This is a genomic window from Paraburkholderia youngii, assembly GCF_013366925.1.
Taxonomy (GTDB): Bacteria; Pseudomonadota; Gammaproteobacteria; order Burkholderiales; family Burkholderiaceae; genus Paraburkholderia; species Paraburkholderia youngii.
The window spans coordinates 3,091,671-3,117,713 of record NZ_JAALDK010000001.1 but is presented as its reverse complement, the minus strand read 5'-3'; the positions used below and the strand labels follow the sequence as shown (position 1 = coordinate 3,117,713).

The following is a 26,043-nucleotide window of genomic DNA, read 5'->3' as shown; positions in this document are numbered from 1 at the left end:
CCGAAATCATATTTCCACCTGCTGGAAATATCAGCGCACGGCAATGGGTTGCAAGGTTGCGAGAGTCCGAGGTTCGATGTTGTTTCAGGTTGCAAAAGTCATCCAACGCTCTTCGAGATTGAGGCTCTTGACACGCTCGATGAGAAAGTCGGTGAAGACTCTGATTTTTGCCGGCTGATAACGCCTGCTTTGATAAGCGAGGTTGATGGTCAGACGGGGAAGTCGCCAATCTTCGAGTACCGGCATTAGGCGTCCGGATACGATGTCATCATGGATGATGTAGAGCGGCTGAACGACGATGCCCAGCCCCGCGCGCCCCGCGGCTACGATGACCTGTCCTTCGTTCGAGTCGAGTGCGCTTGTGATTGCGATATTGCGCTCTTCCTTTTCTCGACGCAGGTGGAGGACATACGGGTCGACTGCCAGGTTGTAGACGAGCATCTTGTGCTGCTCCAGGTCCTCAGGAGTCTGAGGACGGCCATGAGCGGCAAGATATGCAGGCGATGCTGCGAGCACACGTCGAGTCTCGGCAAGCCGACGGATCGTGATGCAGGAATCGCCCTCATGTTCCCTCGTGCGGATAGCGATATCTATCCCGGCCTCGATGAAATTTTGATACTGATTGGCGGCGATGATTTGAACTGACAGGTTGGGATAGCGCCTTAGGAATTCTGGAAGCGCTGGAGCGAGGTGCATCATCGCGAACGATACAGAGCTAGTCACCCGGAGCACGCCTCGTGGGCTGACGGCTTCTTCGGAAGCGATTGAGTCCGCTTCGGCTAGCTCAGAGATTACGGCGGTGCATCGGCGATGATATTCGCGGCCAGCGTCCGTCAGCCACATCCGCCGGGTCGTCCGTTCTATCAATCTGGCACCGAGTCGCTCTTCAAGCGAGCTTAGGGTTCGGCTTGCTGCAGCGTTTGACATATCGAGCTGCTCCGCGGCCTTCGACAAGCTGCCGAGGTCGGCGGTAAGCACAAACAGATGCATTTGCGTCCAGCGGTCCATCGTTTCCCTCTGCCTTCCTGTTGGAACAATCTGAAGGGATTTTTCCAGCCCCTTTGCGGGCAAATATGCCGCAGTGGGGCGGAGAGATAAACCGACTGAAACTCGCAAGTTTGTAGAGTCGATTTCTACAATCAGCTGGCAGGCTGCATCTCCGGTGAGCCGCCAAAAAGAGGCTGAAGCGGAGTGGAGCCGATTTTTCCGGCACGAGGAAATGTCATTTCGTCTGGCGGCATTTTATTTACCGAAACGAAGCTTTACCTTTCGTTTTCAGACGCCTTAGCGCACAAGGAGACTGCACGATGCGCAACATCAACGAAGACACTATTACCCAAGCCGTTATCGCCTCATTTGCGGACTGCAAAAACGGAAGGTTGAGGACTGTGATGACGAGTCTCGTTCAACATCTCCATGCTTTTGCTCGAGATATCCATCTCACCGAGGACGAATGGTTCAAAGCAATCCAGTTCCTGACGGAGGTGGGTCATATCACCGACGACAAGCGGCAGGAGTTCATTCTGCTGTCTGACACGCTTGGCCTTTCGATGTTGGTCATGTCGCAGAACAACCGCAAACCGTCCAACTGCACAGAGGCCACCGTGTTCGGACCGTTCTATGTTGAGGGCGCGCCTATTTACGACAACGGCGATGACATCTCGAATGGCGCAAAGGGCGCACCCTGCTATATAAGTGGGCAGGTGCGTGGTGCGGACGGGGAAGTCATTGCCGATGCGCAGATTGACGTGTGGCAATCGGACGAAGACGGCTTCTATGATGTCCAGAACCTCGACGAGGCCGGCAACGCCATCCATCGCGCTCGAGGTCGGCTGAAGGCCGACGCTGAAGGCTTTTTCAACTTCCGCTCGATTCTCGCGGAGGCTTACCCCATCCCGCACGACGGGCCCGTTGGTCGCATGTTGGCGGCCGTCGGCCGCCACCCGTGGCGCCCTGCACATCTGCATTTCATGATTGAAGCGCCTGGATACGAGACGCTCATCACGCATGTGTTCCGCGATGGCGACAAGTATCTCGATTCCGACGTCGTGTTCGGTGTTCGCTCGACGTTGATTGCGGAGTGGAAGCGACACGAAGCAGGTGTGGCACCGGATGGTCGGGAAATCGGCGTTCCGTGGTATTCGCTTGAGTACGACTTTGTGCTTAACCCTTCGGAGGTTCCCGCATGATTAGGCATATTGTGATGTGGCGTGTTCGCGGGGACACGCCCGCGGAACGGGAAACTGCGTCGAACCTTGTCAAGAGGAAGTTCGAGGGCTTGCGGGGCCGTATTCCCGGGATGCGGCACCTCGAAGTCGGACTCGACTACAGTCGGGTCGACTACGCGTGCGACGCGGTTCTCGTCACGGAGTTCGATTCTCAGGAGGCGCTAGAAACCTACGCGTCTCACCCAGAGCATCTGCGTGTGCGCAATGAACTCGGCGACCTGCGTACAGCGAGATTCCAGGTTGACTATCTAGCAGATGCAGACTTGATTTCAGACCGCACACCGGAGCATCTTGATGCAAAAGCGTGAATTCATTTACCAGGCACGGGCAGGTAGGGTCGTGTTTGGTCCGGGCAGTTTGCAGCACCTCGAGCGCGAAGTGCTTCAGCTAAGCTCGGAGAGAGCACTCATTCTGTGTAGCCCCGAGCAGAAAGAAACGGGTGAAGCCGTTGCCGCGCGGCTCGGTAAGCGTGCCGCTGGCATCTTCGCCCGCGCGGTCATGCATGTGCCACTCGAGCTGGTTAAGGAGGCTCGCGGCCTCGCACGGGAACTGCGGGCGGACTGCGCCATTGCCGTTGGAGGCGGCTCGACGATTGGGCTCGGCAAGGCGATTGCGCTTGAATCGGACCTCCCGATTCTCGCTGTGCCGACGACATACGCCGGCAGCGAGATGACTCCAATCTATGGCATCACGGATGCCGGAATGAAAAAGACCGGTACAGACCTGCGAGTCTTGCCGAGGACCGTGATTTACGACACTGACCTGACAATGTCTCTTCCGGTCGCACTGTCGGTTACGAGCGGAATCAACGCGATTGCGCACGCTGCAGAGGGTCTTTATTCGCGTGATGCGAATCCAGTCATAAGCCTGATGGCTGAAGAGGGAATCGCAGCGCTCGCGCGCGCATTGCCGGCAATCGTCGACGATTCGCAAAGCGTCGAAGCCCGCTCTGATGCGTTGTATGGCGCCTGGCTGTGCGGGACCGTTCTGGGCAGCGTTGGCATGGCGCTTCACCATAAGCTTTGTCATACGCTGGGCGGGAGCTTCAACCTGCCGCACGCGCAGACGCACACCATCGTTCTTCCGCATGCACTCGGCTACAACCGGCAGGCTGCACCCGATGCGATGAAACGGATTGCACGCGCGCTTGGCTCGGACGACGCGGCACTGGGCGTGTATGAACTGGCGAAACGTTGCGGCGCACCGCTCGCGCTTAAAGACATCGGCATGTCGGCCCAAGACGTTTCGAAGGCAGCTGATATCGCCAGTTCCAATCCGTACTGGAACCCGCGTGCAATTGAACGCGAGGCACTCCTGGAAATCTTGCACGATGCTTTTGATGGCGCCGCGCCACGCGCGGCGACGACCTGACGCTTGACGAGCCGAATGCTCAAATCACAGCAAGGAGACAAAAATGCACTTCACTGTCTATTGCCTTGACCATCCGAACATGGTCGAGCGTCGCCTGGAAAACTACGACGCGCACAAGGCCTATCTGCAGACCGCACCTGTCAAGACGCTGATTTCCGGTCCACTGACGAGGTCCGACGGTCAGACGATGATTGGCAGCTTCTTTCTCTACGAAGCAGACGGCATCGAGGAAATCGTAAAGTTTGTCGACGCCGACCCGTTCAACAAGGCAGGGATCTGGAACACAGTCGACATCAGACCGTTCATCAAGCGGGTCGATAACCGCTAAACCTGTCGCTTCACAGAGTTTCGAAATTGCAGCCTCGCGTTGGCGAGGAGCGGGTGGCGCTCGTCCTCGAATTTCCGAGGACTTCGATCTGGGGGAGACCATTGATTCTCCGGGCGCTTGAAACAGTACACAGAATCGAATCGGAGACATCATGGAAACAGGCCTCGACGGAAAGATTGTTCTTATCACGGGCGCCGCGCAAGGCATCGGTCGTGCGACGGCGTTGGGATTTGCGCGCGAAGGCGCGCGTCTCTGCCTCATCGATATCGACGCAAATGCGCTTGAGGAAACCCATTCGGAACTGCGTTCGCTCGGAGCGCACGTAACGATTGCACAAGCGGATTTGTCCACGGCTGACGGAGTCAAAGGCGGCGTTGATGCGGCGCTGAAGTCATATGGCGGCGAAGTGGACATCCTCGTCAACAACGTGGGGACCGGGAAAGTCCGCACGTTCGAAGAACTCTCGGACGAAGAATGGGACTTCACGATGAATCTGAACTTCATGAGCTACGTGCGGACGTGTCGCTATCTGTTGCCGGTGCTGCGTACTCGTGAAAAGGCGGTGATTATCAATAACGCGTCGGACCTGGCACGCCAGCCTGAACCTGTGCCGATTGACTATTCCGCATCGAAGGCGGCTGTCCTCGCTCTCACGAAAGGCCTCGCGCGAGCCGAAGCCCCCAGGATTCGTGTCAACGCCGTTGCGCCGGGCCCGGTCTGGACGCCGTTCTGGACGAAGCAAGGCGGATTTGCAGACACAATGGGCAAATTTCATGGAATGGCGCCGAAGGAAGCCGTCGAGCACGAACTGTCTCTGCGCCAGTTGCCGCTGAATCGACTGGGGCAACCCGACGAGGTGGCGAATGTGATTGTCTTCCTCGCCTCCGACCTCGCATCGTTCGTCACGTCGGCAGTCTGGGGCGTCGACGGCGGCAGCATTCGCAGTCTGATTTGACGGCACCGGAGCTTTCTCGAACCTGTCGCAGCCCGTTGTTTCGCGGTACCTCGGACTGACAGGAAATAGCGAGTGGACGGCGTTGACGACCACATCGTTCTGAGGACCAGAATATGTCTGCCCACAACCACGTGATTGACTCGGACACGTCGCAACGTGAGCGCGCGTTTCTCGTCGAAGCGCTCGAATTGCTGATTCGTGAGCGCTCGAACGCGCTGCGCATAGCAACGGCCGTCGCAAAAGCCCGTGGGGACCGAGTGCCTGAAGTAAGGGACTTTGGTCTTGAAGACATTCTGCGGCTCAGCCGACAGATAGCCGAGTTTCCGTCCGCTGAACCGACCATCCGGCAATCGGCTGCATCGCAGCAGAGTTTGAAGAATGCGAGCGCTGGCAGACGGAAGCCGAACTGACCGTATCAACTGGAAGAATCGTCGGTACGCCTGAGGTGCCGGCAGAACATAGGAGACTGACATGTTGCGTATCGCCGTTCTCGGCGCTGGGCGCATTGGTAAGATTCATGCGGCTAACGTTGCGGCTGACCGCCGGATGAAACCTGTTGCTGTAGCCGACCCCAACGAGGAAGCGGTCCGGGCGCTTGCCGCGGACCTTGATTGCGACGCGTCCGTCGATTGCAAGGCGGTCGTCGACCGCGAAGACGTCGATGCCATTATTGTCGGCACGCCGACTGATACCCATATCGACCTGACATTGCAGGCAGTTCGGCTGGGTAAGCCGGTTCTCTGCGAGAAGCCCATCGACCTGGACATCGACCGCGCGCTCGCTGCGGTGGAAGAAATCGAGCGGCTCAGCGGGCGAGTCATGCTGGCTTTCAACCGGCGCTTCGACCCCGACGCATTGCGCCTCAAGCAGGCTATAGAAGACGGAGAAGTGGGCGACGTGCGGCAGGTTGTCATTACGAGCCGTGACCCAGGCCTGGCACCGCGCGAGTATCTTCGACACTCGGGCGGAATCTTCCGAGACATGACGATTCATGATTTCGATACAGCCCGCTGGCTGCTCGGTGAGGAGCCAGTTGAAGTGATGGCGATGGGCAGCCGGCTTGTCGACCCAGGTCTGGAAGAGCTTCCCGATTACGACAGCGTGATGGTGTTGCTGCGCACAGCGTCAGGCAAGCAATGTCATATCAACGGGTCGCGCCAGGCGGTATATGGCTTTGACCAACGGGTCGAGGTCTTCGGTTCGAAGGGCATGGTGCTGAATGAAAATCATCGGCCTTCGAGCCTGCGCCGCTGGACGAGCGATAGGACGGAGGCGCGTGAGCCGCTGCTCAATTTCTTCCTCGAGCGACACGCGGACTCATACAAAGTGGAGCTCGACCGTTTTCTGACGGCGCTAGAAACCGATGCGCCCATGCCTGCGACGCCACGGGATGGGATTCGAGCACTGCGAATCGCGAACTGCGCGCTCGAAGCGGCCACCAAGGGCTGCGCCGTTAGGATTTAGGCACTAAAGGTGCGGTGGTTGGAGCGGTATTGATTCCCGCCAGAAGGTTGACAATCCGCGATATTCGGCGCTACATGAAGAATGAAACTCTTCAATAGGCGGAGACATGGCGCTGGTTGATACATTCAGCGGGGTCGTCATTTTCGTCACCGCCGCAAAATCTCGCAGCTTCACTGATGCTGCCGAGCAACTTGGGTTGACCAAATCAGCGGTCGGGAAGGCCATTGCTAAGCTGGAAGACCGCCTTGGCGCGCAGCTATTCCATCGGACCACCCGAAGCATTTCACTCACGGCGGACGGCGAAGCCTATTTCGCTGCCTGCACATCGGCACTCGACGAAATCTCAACGGCGGAAACTGCAATCGGCCCAGGCCATCAGCAGCCAGTAGGTCGATTGCGGATTGATATGCCCGCTGCCTTCGGGCGGCGCATTCTTGTGCCAATCCTGCTGGACATCGGTCGCAAGTATCCCGACTTGCTATTCACGATGACCTTCTCGGACTATCTGATTGACCCGATAGAAGAAGGCGTTGACCTTGTAATCCGCTTTGGCGAACTTCAAAGTTCGAGTGGTCTGATAGCACGACGACTGACACGTCAACGGATGGTGATTGCAGCATCGCCTGACTATCTCTCGCAGCGTGGAACTCCCAGGAGTCTTGCAGAGCTGCAGCATCATGCGTGCATCGTCGGGTATCGGCGCGGTCAACCACTTTCATGGCGTGTGCATATTGACGGGCAAACGCAACGCATTTCGCCGCCTGGGACTCATCAAATTAGCGATGGAGACTCAATTGTGGGAGCTGCAGTCGCGGGCATGGGGGTGTGCCAGATGCCGATGTCCCTCGTAAGGCCACATCTCGAGTCAGGCGCATTGGTGTCAGTCCTCGACGAAATTTCAAATGAGCTTATAGACGTGCACGCAGTGTGGCCGAAGGTGGCTCATTTGCGACCCAAGGTGCGCCATGTGGTCGACACTTTGGTAGAACTTGCAGGTCAAGGACGATTGGACTGAAGCATTGCTGACCTAAAACCGAGCACGTTCCAATGCCGGCTTTGGCCGACAACTGCGCGTTGAGCATCGGGCGGGTTTCGGCGTGGACCGGTCCTTCGAACGACCACCGCATGACTCAGGCGAACGGCGGAAAGTGGCCGAACCTAGTCCGACCCCGAACCGAAGATCGGGGCTGTGGTCGATCCGGAGGTATCCGGCAGGAGTCGACCCTGAACCGCCGCTCGAGCCACCACAGCATCGACGGCAGCTATCGAAGTGATCCGGTCATCCGCGGCGGCGCCTCATGGGTAGCACACGGTTTATTGCAGAAATCCTGCGTTACGCAGTGCTTCCTCAGCGGCCTCATGATCTTGAAGGGATGCTCCGCCAGAAATACCGATGCCCCCAACCAGACGCTCTTCGTGGAAGATCGGTACGCCACCGCCGACCGGCGTCAGCCGCGGATGGTGTGCCAGCGGGGCAACGGCGGGCTCGGCCATGTACTGATTCCATTGGTGCGTGGCCATGCCGAACGACGCGGCGGTCCATGCCTTGTCGATGGCGACGTCAACGGTGAGGAACGGGGCGGTATCCGCGCGCTCGAAGGCGCGCAGGTGGCCTCCCGCATCTGTAATAGCGATTGTCGCGGCGAATCCGCGCGCCGCGCAGGCGCGGCGCGCCTCTGCCAGCAGTGCTTGGGCGGCTTCCAGGCTGATCGTTGCCGTGCTGATGATTTGCGATGTCATGTTGATGCTCGTTCTCAGAAGGGTTCAGTGGTTGGAGACGACGACCTTGCCGATCATGTTGCCCGCCTCGACCAGCTCATGCGCCTCGATCAGACCTGCGGCGTTGATGCCGTCAATGCGGCGGGTCAGCGTGTGCTTGAGGCGGCCCAGATCGACCAGATGCGCCGCGCGGCGCAGCAACGCTTGTTGCCGTGCGAGGGTGTCGGTGGTGAACATCGCACGGGTGAACATCAGCTCCCAGTGAATCGAGATGGATTTCCCCTTGAACGGACCGATGTCCAGACCCACCGGGTCGTCGATGAGGGCGAACTGGCCTTCCGGGCGCAGCACGGCGGCGATCTGAGGTACGTAGGCAGCGCTGTTGTTCAACCCGGCAACATGGGTGACGTGCTCGATACCGAGCGCGGCCAGCTGGGCTGCCCAGGGCTGATGGTGATCGAGGACGTAATGCGCCCCATGAGCCAGCACCCACTCGCGGGTTTCCGGCCGCGAGGCCGTGCCGATGACAGTCATGCCGGTCAACTCGCGCGCCAGTTGGGTCAGAATCGAGCCGACGCCGCCCGCCGCTCCGATGACGAGCAGCACGTTGTTGTCGGTCGGATCCGCTGCCTGAACACGCAGACGGTCGAACAGCAGTTCCCACGCGGTGATCGCGGTCAGCGGCAACGAAGCGGCTTCTGCGAAATCCAGTGATGTCGGCATGGGTCCGACGATGCGTTCGTCCACGGCGTGCAGTTCGCTGTTGCAGCCGGGCCGCTTGATGTCACCCGCATACCAGACACGGTCGCCTGGCTTGAAGCGGGTGGCCAGCGGACCGGTCGCGCGGACGATTCCCGCCGCGTCCCAGCCGGCGATGCGCGCACCGCCTTCCGGAATATCTCCACCGCGCCGTATTTTGGTATCGACCGGGTTGACCGATACCGCTTTCACTTCCACCAGCAGATCGTGGTCGCGCAGTTCCGGCGTCGGCAACTCGATGTCCTGCAGCGCCTGCGGATGGCTGATGGGATGGTTCTGATAGAAGCCGATGGCTCTCATACACGTGGTCTCCAAGGGGTATGAGACCATGTTATCTTTCGTCGATATACGGATAAATACTCGTCCAGCCCAAACAGTTTCAGCATTTCGATGAAAATGATTCGACTCGATGACGTTCAGATCTTCGTGCACACGGTGGACTACGGCAGCTTCTCGGAGGCGGCGCGCCAGTTGAATATCGCGCCCGCACATGCGAGTGCGTCAGTGCAGCGGCTCGAAAAGGCGCTGGACACGCGCCTGTTCACCCGTTCGACGCGGAGCATGCAACTGTCGGACGCCGGGGAGCGATACCTGCCGCATGCGCGGGTCATGATTGGTGCGCTGGAGCAAGGCGAGCAGGCCCTGGCAAACAGCCGGGGGGCGCTGACCGGGCCGCTGCGGCTGTCCGCTCCATCCGACTTTGGTCGAAACCTGCTGGTGCCGTGGCTGGATGAATTTCAGCACGTGCACCCTGGACTGTCGCTGCACCTGAAAATGAGCGACAGGGCGGCCGACCTGACCCGCCAGCCGCTGGATGCCGTCGTGCGCTACGGAGCGCTACCTGATTCGTCTCTTCTGGCGATGAGGCTGGTCGACAACAACCGACGGGCATTGTGTGCCGCGCCGTCATACCTCGAACGGCATGGCGCACCGGCCAAAGTTGAGGACCTGCGGCGACACAACTGCCTTCGGTATGTCTGGAGCGAGCAGATACATGAACGCTGGCGCTTCACGCTGCCCGGGGGCGAGCGCACCGTGGCAGTCACGGGTAATCGCATCAGCGACGATGCCGATGTCGTCCGTCGCTGGGCGATAGCCGGGGAAGGACTTGTCTATAAGTCGCGGCTGGACCTCATTGACGATCTAAAGGCAGGTCGACTGGTGGAGTTATTTCCCCCGGAGTATTGCGAGCCTGCCCCGCTGCACCTGATTTGTGCTCACCGTGCGCAACTGTCGCCGGCGATTAACGCGTTGCATGCTTTCTTGCGGGAGCGATGTGCTGCATTGCTCGCCAGCTATCCATTGAGGGGGCACTCAGGCTGTGCTCGCGATTTAAATGGCCGCCTCCAGGGCGCAACGGACGTCTGAATGCCGAACCTCTTTGCCCGCAAAGGTCGTCTGTTGGCCGGGCTCTGCCCGTTGACGACCGGGGACAGTTAGCTGCCACCACGCCGTCGGTGAATGCACCAATCGACCCCTATCTGCCATTTAATTCCTCGCAGCCTGTATGCCTGCTTCCAAGCAGAGTATGCCGGCCTTCCAATTGATCGGTGTCAAGCGGATCGTTGGCCGGATGTGCTTCGCCAACGAACGTTCGCGCTTCCCGGCCATGCGTACGGGTAGCAAGACGGTTTTCGGTCGTACGGTCTGCGTAAATCGGTGCATGTCATCCGCCAGGAAGAACGACCACGGGAGGACCAACCTGGCGAAAGATCTGTCTGCCGCGTCTCGCGACGCGGCAGACGCTCATGCAAAGCGTCGGTGCGGTGGCTGAGCCGCTGTTCTGCATAAACGCGTCGTTGCAGATGTCCAGCGTCGACGCGACGAAACGTCCGCCCGTTGTGATTACGGCTTCTTGCGCCTTCCTGCCCCGGCCCTTGTGGCCGCTTGTCGGGGGGGCCATCTGACGCGCTTGCGAAATCGACGCGAAACTGCGCACAGGGAATATATTCTCTTAGTCGTGGCCAATCTGCCGGCCGATGTGAGCATCGAGGTAAGCGACTTGCGGCCGGAAATGTTTTGGCCAGTATGACTATGACCGGTGTACGTCGCACTGAGACCTTATCGCCGCTGCGCGGCTAGGCAACCCGTCTAGCCAGTGCTGCCGTTGCAATGCGCCATGTGAATCACGCAATGTCGAACCTGTAAAGTCTTGCTGGCGTGTCTGCCAGGACAACGCTGCGCTCTTCTTCAACCGGGAGCAGCGCGCGCAGAAGTTCGAGCGCGTGAGTGAAATCCTCGTCTGCTTCAAACTGCGTATGGGGCCAGTCGCTGCCCCACATGAGGCGATGCACGCCAAAGGCCGCTTTCAGAAAATGAAATGCCTCATGCGCATCATGGTCATCCGGGCGAAGCTGCCGTCGATTCCGGTACGCGGCCGATATCTTCACCCACACACGCCGCGTATCAGCCAGTCGAAGAAGACGGCGAAAGCCTACGTCTTTTACACCGATATCCGGATCGGGCCTGCCGAAGTGATCGACGACGACATTCATGCCAGCGTCCAGAAGCGGCTCGACGACGCCCTGCAGCCGCGCAGCTTCCGCATGCACTTCGACATGCCATTTCAGATCGCGGACATGGGCGAGCGTTTGCGCGCTCACCCATCTGTCGAGCGGCTGATCGGCATGTCCGATCAGGTTCAGCCGAATCCCTGCAATGCCCGCATTCGCCATCTCCGTCAGTGTGTCGATCCGACAATCACGCTCGATCACCGCGACACCGCGTAGCCGCTGCGGCGCGCGGCGCAACGCATCGAGCATATAGCTGCAATCGGTGCCGAGAAAGCTGGGCTGCACAAGCACGCCGTGTGATACGCCGTGCGTGTCCAGTTGGGCAAGGTATGCGTCGAGCGTGGCGTCGTAGTCGGGCACGTAGCGACGCTTTTGGGCGAGCGGCAAGCCGCGCTCGAATACATGAGCATGAGTATCGACAGATGCAATGTGGGCCGGACGATACACAGCCTGCCGGTGGCTCGCCTCTATCCTCGACTTCTCCATCACGGACGTTCCTTCATCACCAGTCTTGCGCGGTTACGGCGAGTGCCTTGCCCGTCAATGCCTTTGCGCGTGAGAAAGCGCGCCTGTGTGTTCGGGCTCGAGCGTGGCTTCGCCCAGCGTGCGGCCGCGTGTCTCGGGCAACATCAGCACGGACAGCACGACAATTGAGTACGCGAGTCCCGCATCGATGCCGATCGCCGTTCCAAGCGACATGGTCGCGGACATGTGCCCGACGAGCACCGGAAATCCCGCCGACACGACGCGACCGAAGTTGTAGCAAAACCCGACGCCAGTGCCACGCATCCCGCGCGGATACAGCTCATTGAATAGCGCGCCCATGCTTGCCGGAATGCCCGCTGCAAAAAAGCCTAGCGGAAAACCGAGGAACAGCATCGCGGTATTGCCGAGCGGTAGAAACAGATAGGCGATCACCGTTATCACACAGCAGATCGCAAACGTGAGTATGGTCTTGCGGCGTCCGATGCGATCCAGCAACTGCGCACTCACGAGGCACCCGCAAAAGAACGCGACGATCACGACGGCGAGGTAGCCGCCCGTACTCAAGACCGACAGATGGCGCTCGCTTTTCAGAAACGTCGGTAGCCAGGTCATCAGCGCGTAGTAGCCGCCATGCGCACCAACGCCGAGCAGTGCGCCGATCAGCGTCATGCGCAGCACTTGCGGAGAAAAGATGCCGACGACAAGGCCAGGCGTCGGCTGCTGACGCGCCCGCGCATCGCGCGTTGCGCGGGCCGGCGCGGCAGGCTCCTGCACGCCGCGTCGGACGTACAGAATCAGAAGCGCCGGAACGATGCCAACCCCGAACATCACGCGCCACGCAGTATCCGCAGGCAGCAGCGAGAACATCAGCGCATACAGCAGCACCGCTGCGCCCCAGCCGACTGCCCATGCGCTCTGCACGCTGCCCATCGCTTTGCCGCGATGCTCATTGCGGATGGTCTCGGCCATCAGCACGGCGCCCGCCGCCCATTCTCCGCCAAAGCCGAACCCCTGCAGTGTCTTCAGCACGAGGAACTGTGGATAGTTCTGCGCGAACGCGCACAGGAACGTGAACACGGAAAAACACGCGACCGTCCATTGCAGCGTCTTTACGCGCCCCAGCCGGTCCGACATCATGCCCGCGATCCAACCACCCAGCGCCGACGCCACCAGCGTTACGCCGCTGACGAGCCCCGCTTGCGTGCGGCTGATCGACCACTCGGCGATGATCGCCGGAATCACGAGGCTGAACATCTGCACATCGAGCGAATCAAGCGCCCATCCGCCGAAGCACGCCCAGAACGTCCGGCGTTCATTGCCTGAAATCTGGCTGAACCACTTGAACATTGCTGTCTCCCAGGTCGTCGTTCCTGCGTGGGAACAACTTGTTTGTGAAGGCGCGCGATCGCTAGCGGATCTCGGCCTGATAGATGAATTCGCTGGCAGGCCCGCGTGAGCGGCGCCATTCGAGCGGCTGTCTGTCGTAGCCGTATGCAAGACGCTCGATGACGACGGCGGGCGTACCCGGCTCGATGCGCAATAGTCGAGCATGCAACGGGCCGATGGCTTCGACGGTCAGTGTTTCCGTGGCGGACGCCACGACCTGATTGCATTGCGCCTCGTACACGGGATACAGCAGGTCACCGACTTCATTCAGGTCCATCTGCGCAAACGCCGCAAAACGGACATAGGGCAGCCAGATCTCTTCAGCGAGCATCGGCACGCCGTCGATCAGCCGCAGGCGAGTCATCTGGATCACGCGCGCGCTACTCGAAATCTGCAAGATCGCGGCGACAGCCGACGGCGCATCGACGACCTCGCGTCGCAAGATGCGGCTCTCTGGAATGCGTCGTTCGCCTTGCCGTGTCTGGAAACGGAAGAAACGAAACAGGGAGCTGTCGAAGCTCGCGCGGCGCACGAACGTCCCTCTGCCCTGAAAGCGTTCCAGCAGGCCTTCCGCGACGAGTAGATCGACGGCCTTGCGGACCGTCCCGACCGCCACGTCGTAGCTTTTGGCGAGCGCCTGCTCGGTAGGGATCGCTTCACCCGGCCGCCAATGGCGGGCCGCAATCAGAGCGACCATTTCGTCGCGCAAACGCTGGTAACGGGGCAACCGGTCATCGGCAGGCATCGTAGTCTCCGTGCAATTCATATATATGATTTCATGATCAAGGCCGACGGTAGATCGGTGATAACCCTGTGTATGCTTTGAATTGAGCTTCCAGCGGGTTTGTACCCATTGTCAAGAAAACAGATTCACCTAAACATATATATGAATTTTTGAACGGAGATTGATTGTGAGCCAAACCATGCTTGCCGAGCAGGCTGTCGTGAAAAAGGTCGCCTGGCGGCTCATGCCGCTGTTGATCGTGATGTTCCTGATCGCCTTTATCGACCGGCAGAACGTCGGCTTTGCCAAGCTGCAGATGGTGCATGCGCTGGGAATGTCGGAAGCGTCATATGGTCTGGGCGCGTCGCTCTTCTTTATCGGCTACCTGCTGTTCGAGGTGCCGAGCACGCTTGCGCTGCATCGTTTCGGCGCTCGCCTTTGGCTCGCGCGCATCATGGCGACCTGGGGCGCCATTACCGTGGCGATGGCATTCACACATTCAACGGGACTCTTCTATGTGTTCCGGTTCGCACTGGGTGTCGCCGAAGCTGGCTTCTATCCGGGCGTGATCTTCTATTTGACGCTCTGGTTTCCGCAGAGTCATCGCACACGCATGCTCGGCTTCTTCACGCTCGGCAGCGCGCTCGCCAACATGCTCGGCTCGCTCGCGGGTGGCTTGCTATTGTCGCTGGACGGCAATCTGGGTCTCGCTGGCTGGCAATGGGTGTTCGTGGCAACCGGGATACCTGCTGTCCTCGTCGCACTCGTTGCGTTGCGCTTTCTGCCTGAGTCCGTCGAACGCGCCCCGTTCCTGTCGAACGAAGAAAAGGCCCTGATGATCGCGGCGCTGCGGCGCGAGGCGCCGGCGCAAGCGGCCGCCGGGCATCCGTGGCGGGCGCTCGTCGACAAACGCGTGCTGATGTTCGCGTGCGGCTACATGCTGATGTCCACCTCGCTCTACGGCGTGACGTACTGGTTGCCCACGCTGCTGAAAAGCGGCGGCGTCTCGCATTCGTCGCTCAATGGCCTGCTCAACATGATTCCGTGGATGCTCTCCGCGCTGCTTCTGCTGTGGCTGCCCGCGAAGCTGAAACGCGAGGGTGTGGTGCTCAGGGCGATGGCGATGGTTGCGGGCGTCGGCGTGATCGGCTTCGCGCTCAGTCTCGTGCTGCCGGGTCTGCCGCTGCAATTTGCCGCGCTCGTGCTGGGCGGCGCATGCATTCCCCTGCTCTATCCATGCTTCTGGTCGCTGCCCCCGCGATACTTCACGGGCGCCCGCGCTGCAGCCAGCATCGCGGCGATCAATTCGATTGGCAATCTCGGAGGCTTCTTCGCGCAGAACCTTATGCCTTACATAGGAAAGGTCGCGGGCAACGCAAGCGCTCCGATGCTGGTGCCCGTCGTCTGCCTGACGTTGCTCGGCCTGGGCATGTCGATCGCGTCGGCGCGAACCAAAGCGGGCGAGCGCGTGCGGATAGCGGCGCGGCAGTAAACCATCTTGCGACGCAGGTGCTGGATGGTGCATAGGCGTGCGTCGTTTGTCGAGATGACTCCAACCGCGACGGTCTGGTGCCGGGTGCGAAGCCGACGCTTGAATGGCGATCTGCGCGTCGGAGGGAACGACCGTAGTTGGCCCGGGTCCTGCCGCTAGCGAACGCTGGCTCTTGGCCGCCGCCGTCCCGTCGGCGAGTGAGAAGCGAGCCACTGGACCCGCCACCGCTGCGTTATAAATGCAGTTCTACCTTTGCCTCGCCATTTGGGACGATCAAAGACAGCACCCAAACATTCGACGATACCTCGAGCCGAGTGCAATCGACCCGAGGGTGTTTGCCACTATCGGCAATATCCGTGCCGGCACGTGCACCGCTAGCCCCACGATGCAAACGCCTCACAGTGCGTATCGATGAATGACACGTTCTTTTAAAATCGTGACATCACTGTTGATAGTAGAAGAATAAACGGTGATTAAGCCATTATTCGCATGGGATAGGCTTGTCCCATCAGAAATCTTTACTACAATAGTCGAATCACGTTGGCATAGGTCGTTGGCCGCGCTAATTGGCAGAATCCGGTATCTGGGGTTGCTCGCCGTCGGTGGACTGAAAGGGCCATACTGGGAAATGACCAACATGCTGAGAACGAATTTCAAAATCCCGGTGTTGTCATCTTGTTGTCTTTGTTTTGGCAGGGCTGCTCCCTTATTTCATCTTCCAGATAATCGTTATTGCGATCCTGAGGCGTATGAACGGCGAATAAGGTGCATCAAGGGGGCCAGTTTCGGCGGGCGTCTCAACTCCATTTTTAGGAGCGAATTATGAACTACGATCCAGCCGATACTGCCGTAGTATTCACTGATCCCCAGAACGACGTACTCAGCCCGAACGGGAAGAACTGGGGCGTTCTTGGCGCAAGCGTGACTGAAAATAAGACTGTCGAAAATATGCTGTCAATCTTCAGGGCAGCGAAAGCCGGGAAGTTCAGTGTTTTCATCTCCCCGCACTATTTTTACCCAACCGACACTCGGTGGCAATTCAATGGGCCGCTTGAGACGGGTGAGTTTCAAACGGGAACGTTCGCGCGAACGGGCGCGCTGAACCTGAGCGGGTTCCAGAAGTCGGGGGCTGACTGGCTGGAGGAATTCAAGCCATTCATTGACGATGGCGAAACTATCGTTGTGAGCCCACATAAGGTTTTCGGTCCACAGACCAACGATCTAACGCTGCAACTTCGCAAGCGCAATGTGCAGAAAGTCGTGCTTGGCGGCATGCTAGCTAATATGTGTGTCGAAGCTCATCTACGCGATCTGATCGAGCAAGGTTTCGAAGTGACCGTCGTCGCCGACGCCACGGCGGGGCCGCGCCATCCGACGTGGGGCGACGGCTATAAGGCAGCACTTGTGAACTACGCGTTTCTCGCACACGCTGTGGTCACGACTCAGGACGTCGTGAAAGCCATGACGCAAGGGTAGTTACTACGGCGCCGATTTTGGGCGTCCTCTACACGATGCGTATGACATAAGCCCACAAGTCCGGTTTCTGGCGCGCATCTCGGCCTTATAGCAAGTTCCTGCGCACAGTATCGACATCGTAAAAGAAAGTTTCCATACCTTGATCAGTTCTGCCAGCGTCGCTCACTGGCATGGAGCTCGGATGAGTACCAACGACCAGGAAATGCAGATGCTCGCAAGTCGTCCGCCCCAGACTGGACAGGCGTTCGACTATCTGCCGATCGGACTATTTGGATCGGTCATGGGGCTGGTTGGACTCGCTGTTGCGTGGCGCGCTGCTTCGCAGATGTATGGCGTGCCGGGTTCGATCGCTGATGGCATCGGAGCTGTCGCCGTCGCGGTCTTCGTCTCGCTGGTTCTTGGATATGGTTGGAAATGCCTGACTGCCTGGCACGCGGTGAAGACGGAGTTTGGGCATCCGATTGCCGGCTGTCTGTTCGGAACGGTAGCAATCAGTCTTCTGCTGCTGCCAATCGTTCTGGTACGTGTAAGCCATGAACTTGCGTTCGGCATGTGGGTATTGGGTGCCGTCGGCATGGTGTTTTTAGCGTGGCTCATCGTCAGCCGATGGATAAGTCGCCGCCAGCAGTTGCCCCACGCTACTCCTGTGTGGATTATTCCGGTTGTTGGCATGCTCGACCTGCCATTGGCGATGCCCGCGCTCGGTCTACCAGCCACTTCGGAACTCGGCGTATTCGCACTCGCGGTTGGGCTATTCTTCGCCGTGCCAATCTTTACGCTGATCTTTGCGCGATTGTTGTTCGAGGACCCAATGCCGGACGGCTTGCGACCGACATTGATGATTCTCGTTGCGCCGTTTGCCGTCGGCTACTCGGCCTACATCGCGGTGACCGGTAGCCATGACCTGTTCGCGGAAGCACTCTACATGCTGACTTTGTTTTTCCTCGCGGTGCTGTTTGGACAAATGCGCTATCTTGCAGCCTGCTGTCCCTTTCGTCTTGCATGGTGGGCTGTCAGCTTCCCTCTCTCAGCGTCGGCGATCTGCTCTCTCAGAGTTGCAAGAGAGAGCCCCGGTCGTATCACCAATAGCATCGCCTTGCTTCTACTTTGTATCGCCAGCCTTGCTATTCTTGGTATCTTCCTGAGGACTTTGAAGGGGTTACTCTCTGGCGAATTGCGCACCTTGAGCACCTAGACATTGCGTATGCAGGGAACATGCAGTATCTATTTAGAGGAAGGGCGAATGCACCAAGCCGACCCCCTTCCGCCGTTGACCATTTCATGATCAAACGGCCGCAATAACGCGCACATCGGGCATTGGGAAAGGCACCGCGGGAGAAAGCTACGACACCGCCCTTGCGCCGATGCTTTCCATTACCGCGATGGCATGATCGATGTGCACCTTGGTATGTGCAGCATTCATCATGAAACGCAGTCGTGCTTGTCCGAGTGGCACGGCCGGAAACTGGACTGAGTCGACGTGGACACCTTCTTCACGCAGCACCTTGACGTAACGCGCGCACAGTTCCGTCTCGCCGATCAGCACGGGGACGATTGCCGTCTCGGTCGACAACAGCTGGTATCCGAGCGGGCGTATACGATCGATGAAATAACGCTGGTTGTCCCACAGTTTTTGCCGCCGTTGCGGCTCTTCGGCCAACAGGTCGAGCGCAGCAAGTAGGGCGCTAGCCTGGTCCGGCGGCGGCGGGCAGGTAAAACCATAGGCGGAACTAGTAAGCCGGATCACGTCGGCCATATCGCGATCGACTGCCACGAACCCGCCAATGGCGCCAAATGCCTTGCTCAACGTGCCCATCTGGATGATATGGGGGCTGTAGCAACCGAAATGTTCCGAGGTGCCCCCGCCATGCTCGCCTAGTACGCCGGTAGCATGCGCATCATCGATATACAGGATGGCGCCATAGCGCTCGGCCAGCGCCACCAGGTCCGGCAGAGGGGTAATGGTCCCTTCCATGCTGAACACGCCGTCGCTGACGATGATTGGTGTGGTGCGGTCCCCCTTCTGCAGGAGCGACTCCAGATGATTCAGGTCGCGGTGTCGGTAGGTGTGCCGCAGTGCGCCGGACATCTGGATGCCTTCCCGAATGCTGACGTGATTGAACTCATCCGAGTAGTAAGCATATTTCCGGCGAGTCTTGGGGCGGTAGCCGTGTAAGCGCGCCAGCGTAGCGGCTTTGACCAGCGTCGAGAGCACGCCGAGATTGGTCATGTAGCCGGTCACGAACAGTACTGCGTCACTTTTGTGCTTGAGTGCACCCAGGCGTGCCTCGAGTTCGCGGTAGACCTCTAGATCGCCGCCCAGAAGGCGCGACTCGCAGTTACCGACGCCATAGCGATCGAGTCCCTGCTTGGCGGCAGTCACCAATCGGGGATGGTTCGCCAGTGCCAGATAATTGTTCGAACTGAACGAAACGAATTGACGCCCATTTGAAATGAAGGTGGGATCCGGCAGTGTTGCGTGAACGTCAGATACGTGGTGAATAGTGTGGCTCTCCAGCCATTGGGCGATTTCGCTTAAGTCATGCATGATATTTTTCGTTTCGGCGCCGCCGCAGATCGTGCGTGTGCGCACAGACGCGCGGCGCCTCGTCGTTGTCGCTGAGGCGGGTGGTCTCTGCTTACGCGCGGCGGCAACGTTAGTCGTGCGCCTTGTATTGTAGTCGTCGACGGGACAGGCGTCGCGATATGCCGGGAGGCGCGCGTATTGTAAACAGAATTTCCTACAGAATATTACGGCATAAACCCGCAGGCACGGTGCCTAGGGAAGATGGGCGGTTGTGCAGATGAGCAAGTGAAAAGACGGAGGCAAAGCAGCAAGCCCTGCCTTAGCCGGGCAGTTTCGCCCACCGTCGCGCGAATTCATCGCATCATCCAGGCGCCTGGCCACTTCGAGCATCCCGTTTGGGCCGCCTTGCTCTAACAGGGCCGAGGATGTCGAACCATCAATCGCCATAGCCACCTAAAATTCCCACCGCCTCGGACCACTCCGCGGTTTCCTCCCTCGAGGCTTATCCTTCGCCTGCCCGCAGGCGCCGCGGCACGCTCACAGCCATGTGAATAAGGGCAGGCATCGAATAACCCTGAACGCTTATCGCCTCTCGGGTCAAAAAAAACGGGCTTCAGGATTCAAACGGAAGCTTCTCATGGATCTCGGCTCAGGCTCCGTCGTCCCCCGCGCGGGCGGGCTGGACCGGCACTGGCGCAATACAAGGAGAAGCCGCTCGGGCAAAGCGCATTGACAGGTCAGCTTCGGCCGACGGGCGGCTTCTTCTGAGTTTGAACTCGTACGGCAGTTCCGCAAACGCTCAGAAGAACAGTAGCGCGCGCAGTTCGATGCTTCGGCGTGGCTGCGCATCAGGCGGCGAGGACGGATCATCGAACGCCGTGTGTGCAGTCAGCCGCGCGACATCGTCGCCCGCCGAATCGTAGATTTTCAGCAGCAGCACTTCGTCCGGCGACATCAGCGGAAAGTAGTACCAGCGGTGCCGCGGGTTGAACACGAACGCATACGTCTCGCCGACCTTGTCGCGATAGATGAGGTCCGACGGCACGAGGTCATTGAGCGAGATGCTGCGCGAATCGCACAGTGCGAGCGGAGACGACTCTCCCTCCGATCGGCCGCCACAGATTGACGATCGCGACGCGGCCTTTCAGCAGATCTTCCGCCTCATGCGGTGGAAGATGATCGCGCACGCGGCGCGGGCCCGACAGGAAAGTCTGATCGTTGTGGATGAACTTGACGGGTTCGCGCACCCCGTCGGCCCGCTCGGTCCGGCCATCGCGCAGCGTGTGATCGAAAATCAAGGTGCGCTTTGCGCCCGTCGCCCGTTTGAGCAGCGTTTCAGACTCCGGGTAATAAACGCGTTCGATCGCCGTCGGGTCGGAAAAATCGTTCAATGCACTTGCGTGATGGTGTAATTCGAAGCCGTTACGATCGAGCGACAAACCACCCGGCGGCGGCGCTATGCGCGCGTTGCTGACATTCACGCGTTGCGTCCGGTAGACGCCGCTGCGCAACGGCGCACCATCGGGCGGCTCGTACGCATAGGTGGCGGGCTTTTCGCCGTTCGCAACCAGATAGTTCAACGCGGCCTCGACGACGGCCGGCTGCTCGATAACAATATCGTTCATTGCCTGCGCTCCATAACAGAGATTCGACACGCACCATTCACTCAGGCGCGAATTCTCCCAGTGCATGAAACATGTCTAGCGTGTATCCCAGATTGAAGTACCCTGCGCGCGCGTAATTCGCAATGCGTTCGAGCCGTTCCGGGTCGTTGCCGACGGCAGCATGCGGGCTTTCTCCTGGGGCTGCTGCGTGACTGGAGCCGATATCCGTGCGCTGCCGGACCACCGCAAATCGGCGGAAGATGGCGTGACCCATCGACATGGTGCGCCCTCCTGTTCGTTACGTTCATTGAATCTAGTCACCCAAAAGCGCTTTCACAAACAAGCATTTATGCAATGCTTTTTAGCGTGGCGTGCACTTAGGCAGCGGCACTCAAGGACGGACCCGGTCGGAATAGATCGAGCCTGGGCGGTCGGGCGCCTAAGCCGACAACAGGCGACGAACTCGCGGCACGACTTCTTCCGCGAAGCTGCGCATATCCGCCTCGAACGGTTGGAACTGAAGCATGAACAGTTCGATACCCGCGCGATGAAACGCCGCGATGCGCTGCGCGACCGTGCCGTAATCGCGGACGAGTCCCGCTGCTGTGCCGCCGTTCGATCCGACTTGAGCCGATCGCGCAAAAGTTTGAATCATGACCACGTTCGGATCGATGTTCGCCTTGTGACGCTCGCGCAGCGGCTTGTCGAGTTCGGCCAGCTCGAGCGCTCGACGCCAAAGCGCGCTGCGGGACAACATGCGCATCCTATATGTTTATCTGAATTTACTATTTAGCGCCCGCATAACGCAGTGTTAGCCTCGACGGGTTCGTCCACTGACGCGCGTTCATCGCCGCGTCTGTTGCGGCATGCATTTCTCCATCGAAACGGATTTCCGCAAGGAGCTAACATGAGCGTCGAATTCATCGGCATGATCCAACAGCGCAAGGTATCGGAAACGCATCTTCCACAAGGCCCCGCTATCGACACCGACTATGTGCGCGCCTTCGCGCAGGCGCACGAGAACGCCGGCTTCGATCGCATCCTGGTTCCGCACAGTTCGACGAGCCCCGATGCGACGATCACGATCGCTTACGCGGCGAGCGTGACATCGAAGGTGCATTTCATGCTCGCACATCGTCCGGGCTTTGTTGCGCCGACACTCGCGGCCCGGCAAATCGCCACGCTCGACCACTTCTCAGGCGGACGGCTCGCAGTGCATTTCATCTCCGGCGGCAGCGACGAGGATCAACGGCGCGACGGCGACTTCCTGGGTCACGACGACCGTTACGCACGCACCGACGAATATCTGCAGATTCTGCGTCGCATGTGGACGGAAGATCAGCCGTTCGATCACGAAGGCCGCTTTTACCGCGTGGAAAAGGCCTTCTCCGAGGTCAAGCCGAAGCAATCGCCGCATGTGCCGATCTATTTCGGCGGCGCATCCGAGCCAGCACTGGCCGTCGCTGGCAAGCACGCCGATGTCTACGCGCTGTGGGGCGAATCGAAACAGCAGGTCCACGAACAGGTGACGCGCGTGCGGGCCGAAGCAGCGAAGCATGGCCGCAGCGTGCGCTTCTCCGTGTCGTTCCGCCCGATTCTCGCCGCGACGGAAAAGGCCGCATGGGAGCGCGCAGAACACATCCTCGAAGAGACGCGTCGCCTGCGTGTCGAACAGGGCTTCTCGCGCGGCGGTCCGCAACAGAGCGAAGGGGCGCGCCGCCTGCTCGCTGCATCAGGTGAAGGCGTGCGCGCGGACGAGCGTCTCTGGACCGCGGTGGCGAAAGAAATCGGCGGACGCTCGAATTCGACGGCACTTGTCGGCACGCCTGCTCAGGTTGCACAGACGCTTGCCGAATATCATGAACTCGGCGTCACGACCTTCCTGATTCGCGGCTTCGATCCCTTGGAAGACGCCATCGACTATGGCCGCGAACTGATTCCCGCGACCCGCGAACTTACGTCCCGCGCACGCCGCGCCGCCTGACAGGAGCGATCATGAGCACCGCACTCGCCGATCAACCGTCGCTCGCGCGGCGCGACACCCCCGTGCGCAAGTTCTGGTTCGACGATGAACATGAACCTCAGCGCTCGCTTGCCGAAGAACGTCTGCATCGCCAGCAACGTCTCGCGGGCGCGTTTCGACTGTTCGCACGATATGGCTTCGCGCAAGGGCTCGCGGGGCATATCACCGCGCGCGATCCCGAATGGACCGATCACTTCTGGGTCAATCCGTTGGGCCGGCACTTCGGCCGCATGCGCGTGTCGGATCTGCTGTTGGTGAATCGCCACGGCGAGATCGTCGTCGGCGATGGGCCCGTGAATCAGGCTGCATTTGCGATTCATGCGGCGATTCACGAGGCACGCCCCGATGTCGTCGCGGCCGCTCATACGCATTCGCTGTATGGCAAGGCATGGTCGACGCTCGGCCGCAAGCTCGATCCGTTGACACAGGACTCTTGCGCGTTCTACCAGGACCACGCGCTGTTTGATGATTTTCGCGGCGTCGTGCTCGATACGACGGAAGGCGCGCGCATCGCGGATGCGCTCGGCTCTCGCAAGGCCGTGATCCTGAAGAATCATGGCATCCTGACAGCGGGTCCGACAGTCGAAGCGGCTGCATGGTGGTACATCGCGCTCGACAACGCGTGTCATGCGCAACTGCTCGCGGAAGCGGCGGGCACGCCGCAGCCGATTCCTCACGATATGGCAGATCTCACGCATCAGCAGGTCGGCCGCGCAAACGGTGCGCGTCATGCATTCGACAGCCTGTATGAAGGGCTGATCGAAAGCGAACGGGAGTTGCTCGACTGATGGCCATTCACAAACTGCGGCACTTCGTCGGAGAGATTGCAGAACTCATCGATGCCGGCGTCGATGAAGCCGGGCTGCTCCATCGGGGCGCGCTTGCGCTGCGCGAACTGATCCGCGTTGACGACTGGCTGCCCGATGCCTACGCGCAGCCGTCCCTCGAACGCTACCAGCAATTTCTGCTCTACGCCGATGCGCGGCAACGCTTCAGCGTCGTCAGCTTCGTGTGGGGCCCGGGCCAGCAGACGCCGATTCACGATCACACCGTGTGGGGACTCATCGGTGTGCTGCGCGGCGCGGAACTTGCGGCACCCTATGCGCGCAACAACGACGGCGCGCTACGCGCGGCGGGTGCCGAAGTGCGTCTCGAAGCGGGCGATGTCGAAGCGGTGTCGCCCGCCATCGGCGACATTCATCGCGTGCGCAATGCGTACGACGACCGCACGTCCGTCAGCATCCACGTTTATGGTGCCAACATCGGCGCGGTGCGCCGCTCCACCTATCCTCCAGGCGAGCGGCCCAAGCCCTTTATTTCAGGCTACTCGAACGACACACTCCCCAACCTGTGGGATCTCAGCAAGGAACCGCATCTTTCATGACGTCATATCCCGTCCGCACATCTGAAGACGTGCGTGAAGCGCTGCTCGCGCGCCGCGAAATCGCGCTGCTCGATGTCCGCGAAGAAGATCCGCACGCGCAGGCTCATCCGCTCTTCGCCGCGAACCTTCCGTTGTCGAAGATCGAACTCGATGCGTACACACGCTTGCCGCGCCGCGACGTACCGATCGTGCTGTTCGATGCAGGCGAAGGACTTGCGACGCGCGCCGCGGACAAGCTCACGTCCCTCGGATACACACAGATCGCGCTGCTGGCGGGTGGACTCGACGGATGGATTCGCGCCGGCGGCGAAGTGTTTCGCGACGTCAACGTGCCGAGCAAGGCTTTCGGCGAATTCGTCGAAGCCCAGCGGCATACGCCTTCGCTTTCCGCCGAGGCGGTCGGAGCCTTGCTTGGAAACGGTGACGACGTCGTCGTGCTCGACGCGCGCCGCTTCGACGAATATCAGACGATGAACATTCCCGGCAGCATCAGCGTGCCCGGCGCGGAACTCGTGCTGCGCGCGCGGGCGCTCGCGCCGGACCCTAAGACGCGTGTGATCGTCAATTGCGCGGGGCGCACACGCAGCATCATCGGCACGCAATCGCTGGTCAATGCAGGGCTGCCGAATCCCGTCGCGGCGCTGCGCAACGGCACTATCGGCTGGACGCTCGCGGGGCAGACGCTGGAGCACGGCAGCAGCCGTCGGTTCGACGCCGAGGCTGGTCTCGATCAGACGAACCTCGATGCATCGCGCACCGCAGCGCGCGCGCTCGCCGACCGCGCGGGCGTCCAACGCACGACGCTCGATGAAGCCGCTCGCTGGGCGTCCGATCCGTCGCGCACCACGTATCGCTTCGATGTGCGTACGCCAGCCGAATACGAACGCGCGCATGCACCGGGGTTTCAGGGCGCGCCGGGCGGCCAGCTCGTGCAGGAGACGGACATGTTCGCGCCCGTGCGCGGCGCGCGCGTGGTGCTGTTCGACGATGACGGAGTACGCGCCAACATGACGGCCTCGTGGCTCGCGCAGATGAACATCGACGTCTATGTAATCGATGATGCTGCCGACCAGGATCTGACGGACAGCGGCGCCTGGCGCGGCGCAAAACCCGAGCCCGCGCATACACCTACCCTGTCCGCCGAAGAACTCGCCGCGCTGCTCGCCGATCCATCGAGCCGCACCGTGGTGATCGACGTTACGTCGAGCGCGAACCACGTGAAGGCGCATATTCCGGGTGCGCACTGGATCGTGCGTTCGCGCCTGTCGAACGATGTCGACGATCTTCGCGCGCTGCCCGACGCGAAACGTTATGTCGTCACCTGCGCGACCAACGCGCTCGCACCGTTCGCCGCACCCGAAGTCGCCTCATTAACAGGTAAGCCCGTACATGTGCTGGAGGGCGGCACATCGGCGTGGATACGTGCGGGCTTTCTGACCGAATCGGGAGAGTCCCGGCTCGCTTCGCCGCGTATCGATCGCTATCGTCGTCCGTATGAAGGCACCGACAACGCGCACGAAGCGATGAACGCCTATCTGGAATGGGAATACGGCCTCGTCGCGCAACTCGATCGCGACGGCACGCATGGCTTTTTCGTGGTCTGA

General features: G+C 60.0%; 24 protein-coding genes and 2 pseudogenes. 16 read left to right on the top strand and 10 right to left on the bottom strand.

Translation table 11 applies throughout. The features are described 5' to 3' along the window. Positions 1 to 84: 84 nt before the first annotated feature. Complete coding sequence (locus G5S42_RS14365; protein ID WP_176107325.1) at positions 85 to 1,008, bottom strand: LysR family transcriptional regulator; 924 nt, start codon at positions 1,006 to 1,008, stop codon at positions 85 to 87. 299 nt (positions 1,009 to 1,307) lie between these two features. Between G5S42_RS14365 and G5S42_RS14360 the strand changes: the two genes are divergently transcribed. From G5S42_RS14360 to G5S42_RS14325, 8 genes are all read left to right on the top strand, one after another. Next, the gene (locus G5S42_RS14360) at positions 1,308 to 2,189 is read left to right on the top strand and encodes an intradiol ring-cleavage dioxygenase (protein WP_176107324.1); all 882 of its coding nucleotides are present in this window, start codon (positions 1,308 to 1,310) and stop codon (positions 2,187 to 2,189) included. Continuing rightward, on the top strand, positions 2,186 to 2,536 hold the full coding sequence (locus G5S42_RS14355) for a Dabb family protein (protein WP_176107323.1): 351 nt from the start codon (positions 2,186 to 2,188) through the stop codon (positions 2,534 to 2,536). The genes G5S42_RS14360 and G5S42_RS14355 overlap by 4 nt, the downstream gene beginning before the upstream one ends. Beyond that, positions 2,523 to 3,599, top strand: a complete 1,077-nt coding sequence (locus G5S42_RS14350; protein WP_176107322.1) for a maleylacetate reductase — start codon at positions 2,523 to 2,525, stop codon at positions 3,597 to 3,599. Before G5S42_RS14355 ends, G5S42_RS14350 begins: the two co-directional genes overlap by 14 nt. Before the next feature lie 43 nt (positions 3,600 to 3,642). Next, positions 3,643 to 3,927: a YciI family protein gene (locus tag G5S42_RS14345; protein WP_176107321.1), complete on the top strand. Its 285-nt coding sequence runs from the start codon at positions 3,643 to 3,645 to the stop codon at positions 3,925 to 3,927. A 151-nt stretch (positions 3,928 to 4,078) separates the two neighbouring features. Then, positions 4,079 to 4,882: an SDR family NAD(P)-dependent oxidoreductase gene (locus G5S42_RS14340; protein WP_176107320.1), complete on the top strand. Its 804-nt coding sequence runs from the start codon at positions 4,079 to 4,081 to the stop codon at positions 4,880 to 4,882. A 113-nt stretch (positions 4,883 to 4,995) separates the two neighbouring features. Further along, complete coding sequence (locus G5S42_RS14335; protein ID WP_176107319.1) at positions 4,996 to 5,292, top strand: hypothetical protein; 297 nt, start codon at positions 4,996 to 4,998, stop codon at positions 5,290 to 5,292. Positions 5,293 to 5,353: 61 nt separating this feature from the next. After that, positions 5,354 to 6,346: an inositol 2-dehydrogenase gene (gene iolG, locus G5S42_RS14330; RefSeq protein ID WP_176107318.1), complete on the top strand. Its 993-nt coding sequence runs from the start codon at positions 5,354 to 5,356 to the stop codon at positions 6,344 to 6,346. A gap of 106 nt (positions 6,347 to 6,452) precedes the next feature. After that, a complete protein-coding gene (locus G5S42_RS14325) occupies positions 6,453 to 7,361 on the top strand; it encodes a LysR family transcriptional regulator (protein ID WP_176107317.1) in 909 nt (302 codons plus the stop codon). A 299-nt stretch (positions 7,362 to 7,660) separates the two neighbouring features. Here the strand turns inward: G5S42_RS14325 and G5S42_RS14320 are convergent, their stop codons facing one another. Both G5S42_RS14320 and G5S42_RS14315 read right to left on the bottom strand, forming a co-directional pair. Next, a complete protein-coding gene (locus G5S42_RS14320) occupies positions 7,661 to 8,086 on the bottom strand; it encodes a GlcG/HbpS family heme-binding protein (protein ID WP_176107316.1) in 426 nt (141 codons plus the stop codon). Between the two features lie 24 nt (positions 8,087 to 8,110). After that, positions 8,111 to 9,124, bottom strand: coding sequence for a zinc-binding alcohol dehydrogenase family protein (locus G5S42_RS14315; protein WP_176107315.1), 1,014 nt, complete (start codon positions 9,122 to 9,124; stop codon positions 8,111 to 8,113). A 96-nt stretch (positions 9,125 to 9,220) separates the two neighbouring features. Here G5S42_RS14315 and G5S42_RS14310 point away from each other — a divergent pair, with 96 nt between their 5' ends. Next, positions 9,221 to 10,192, top strand: a complete 972-nt coding sequence (locus G5S42_RS14310) for a LysR family transcriptional regulator (protein WP_176110522.1) — start codon at positions 9,221 to 9,223, stop codon at positions 10,190 to 10,192. Positions 10,193 to 10,950: 758 nt separating this feature from the next. On the opposite strand, the gene G5S42_RS14305 is transcribed toward G5S42_RS14310, so the two are convergent. The 3 genes from G5S42_RS14305 to G5S42_RS14295 form a co-directional block, all read right to left on the bottom strand. Next, on the bottom strand, positions 10,951 to 11,826 hold the full coding sequence (locus G5S42_RS14305) for an amidohydrolase family protein (RefSeq protein WP_376776874.1): 876 nt from the start codon (positions 11,824 to 11,826) through the stop codon (positions 10,951 to 10,953). A gap of 51 nt (positions 11,827 to 11,877) precedes the next feature. Then, positions 11,878 to 13,170, bottom strand: coding sequence for an MFS transporter (locus G5S42_RS14300; protein WP_176107313.1), 1,293 nt, complete (start codon positions 13,168 to 13,170; stop codon positions 11,878 to 11,880). A gap of 61 nt (positions 13,171 to 13,231) precedes the next feature. Beyond that, complete coding sequence (locus tag G5S42_RS14295; RefSeq protein WP_008922347.1) at positions 13,232 to 13,954, bottom strand: GntR family transcriptional regulator; 723 nt, start codon at positions 13,952 to 13,954, stop codon at positions 13,232 to 13,234. Between the two features lie 178 nt (positions 13,955 to 14,132). Between G5S42_RS14295 and G5S42_RS14290 the strand changes: the two genes are divergently transcribed. From G5S42_RS14290 to G5S42_RS14280, 3 genes are all read left to right on the top strand, one after another. Then, the gene (locus G5S42_RS14290; protein ID WP_217710078.1) at positions 14,133 to 15,425 is read left to right on the top strand and encodes an MFS transporter; all 1,293 of its coding nucleotides are present in this window, start codon (positions 14,133 to 14,135) and stop codon (positions 15,423 to 15,425) included. 822 nt (positions 15,426 to 16,247) lie between these two features. Further along, positions 16,248 to 16,901 (top strand): isochorismatase family protein, encoded by a 654-nt coding sequence (locus G5S42_RS14285; RefSeq protein WP_176107311.1) that lies wholly within the window; start codon positions 16,248 to 16,250, stop codon positions 16,899 to 16,901. A gap of 181 nt (positions 16,902 to 17,082) precedes the next feature. Further along, the gene (locus G5S42_RS14280; RefSeq protein WP_217709894.1) at positions 17,083 to 18,096 is read left to right on the top strand and encodes an SLAC1 anion channel family protein; all 1,014 of its coding nucleotides are present in this window, start codon (positions 17,083 to 17,085) and stop codon (positions 18,094 to 18,096) included. A 147-nt stretch (positions 18,097 to 18,243) separates the two neighbouring features. On the opposite strand, the gene G5S42_RS14275 is transcribed toward G5S42_RS14280, so the two are convergent. The 4 genes and pseudogenes from G5S42_RS14275 to G5S42_RS14260 all read right to left on the bottom strand — a co-directional run. Continuing rightward, a complete protein-coding gene (locus tag G5S42_RS14275) occupies positions 18,244 to 19,449 on the bottom strand; it encodes an aminotransferase class I/II-fold pyridoxal phosphate-dependent enzyme (RefSeq protein ID WP_176107310.1) in 1,206 nt (401 codons plus the stop codon). Positions 19,450 to 20,227: 778 nt separating this feature from the next. Then, positions 20,228 to 21,053: pseudogene (locus G5S42_RS14270) on the bottom strand (CmcJ/NvfI family oxidoreductase). A 37-nt stretch (positions 21,054 to 21,090) separates the two neighbouring features. Next, positions 21,091 to 21,312, bottom strand: coding sequence for a hypothetical protein (locus G5S42_RS14265; protein ID WP_176107309.1), 222 nt, complete (start codon positions 21,310 to 21,312; stop codon positions 21,091 to 21,093). A 159-nt stretch (positions 21,313 to 21,471) separates the two neighbouring features. Beyond that, positions 21,472 to 21,750, bottom strand: a pseudogene (locus G5S42_RS14260) (LLM class flavin-dependent oxidoreductase); the annotation flags it as partial. A 189-nt stretch (positions 21,751 to 21,939) separates the two neighbouring features. Between G5S42_RS14260 and G5S42_RS14255 the strand changes: the two are divergent. From G5S42_RS14255 to G5S42_RS14240, 4 genes are read left to right on the top strand one after another with little or no spacing between them, the layout of a single operon-like run. Continuing rightward, positions 21,940 to 23,016 (top strand): LLM class flavin-dependent oxidoreductase, encoded by a 1,077-nt coding sequence (locus G5S42_RS14255; RefSeq protein WP_176107308.1) that lies wholly within the window; start codon positions 21,940 to 21,942, stop codon positions 23,014 to 23,016. 11 nt (positions 23,017 to 23,027) lie between these two features. Then, positions 23,028 to 23,843 carry a class II aldolase/adducin family protein gene (locus tag G5S42_RS14250; RefSeq protein ID WP_176107307.1) on the top strand — a complete coding sequence of 272 codons (816 nt, stop codon included), beginning with the start codon at positions 23,028 to 23,030 and terminating at the stop codon, positions 23,841 to 23,843. Next, the gene (locus tag G5S42_RS14245) at positions 23,843 to 24,439 is read left to right on the top strand and encodes a cysteine dioxygenase family protein (protein ID WP_176107306.1); all 597 of its coding nucleotides are present in this window, start codon (positions 23,843 to 23,845) and stop codon (positions 24,437 to 24,439) included. Before G5S42_RS14250 ends, G5S42_RS14245 begins: the two co-directional genes overlap by 1 nt. Then, entirely contained in the window at positions 24,436 to 26,043 is a 1,608-nt protein-coding gene (locus tag G5S42_RS14240) for a rhodanese-related sulfurtransferase (RefSeq protein ID WP_176107305.1), read from the top strand. The genes G5S42_RS14245 and G5S42_RS14240 overlap by 4 nt, the downstream gene beginning before the upstream one ends.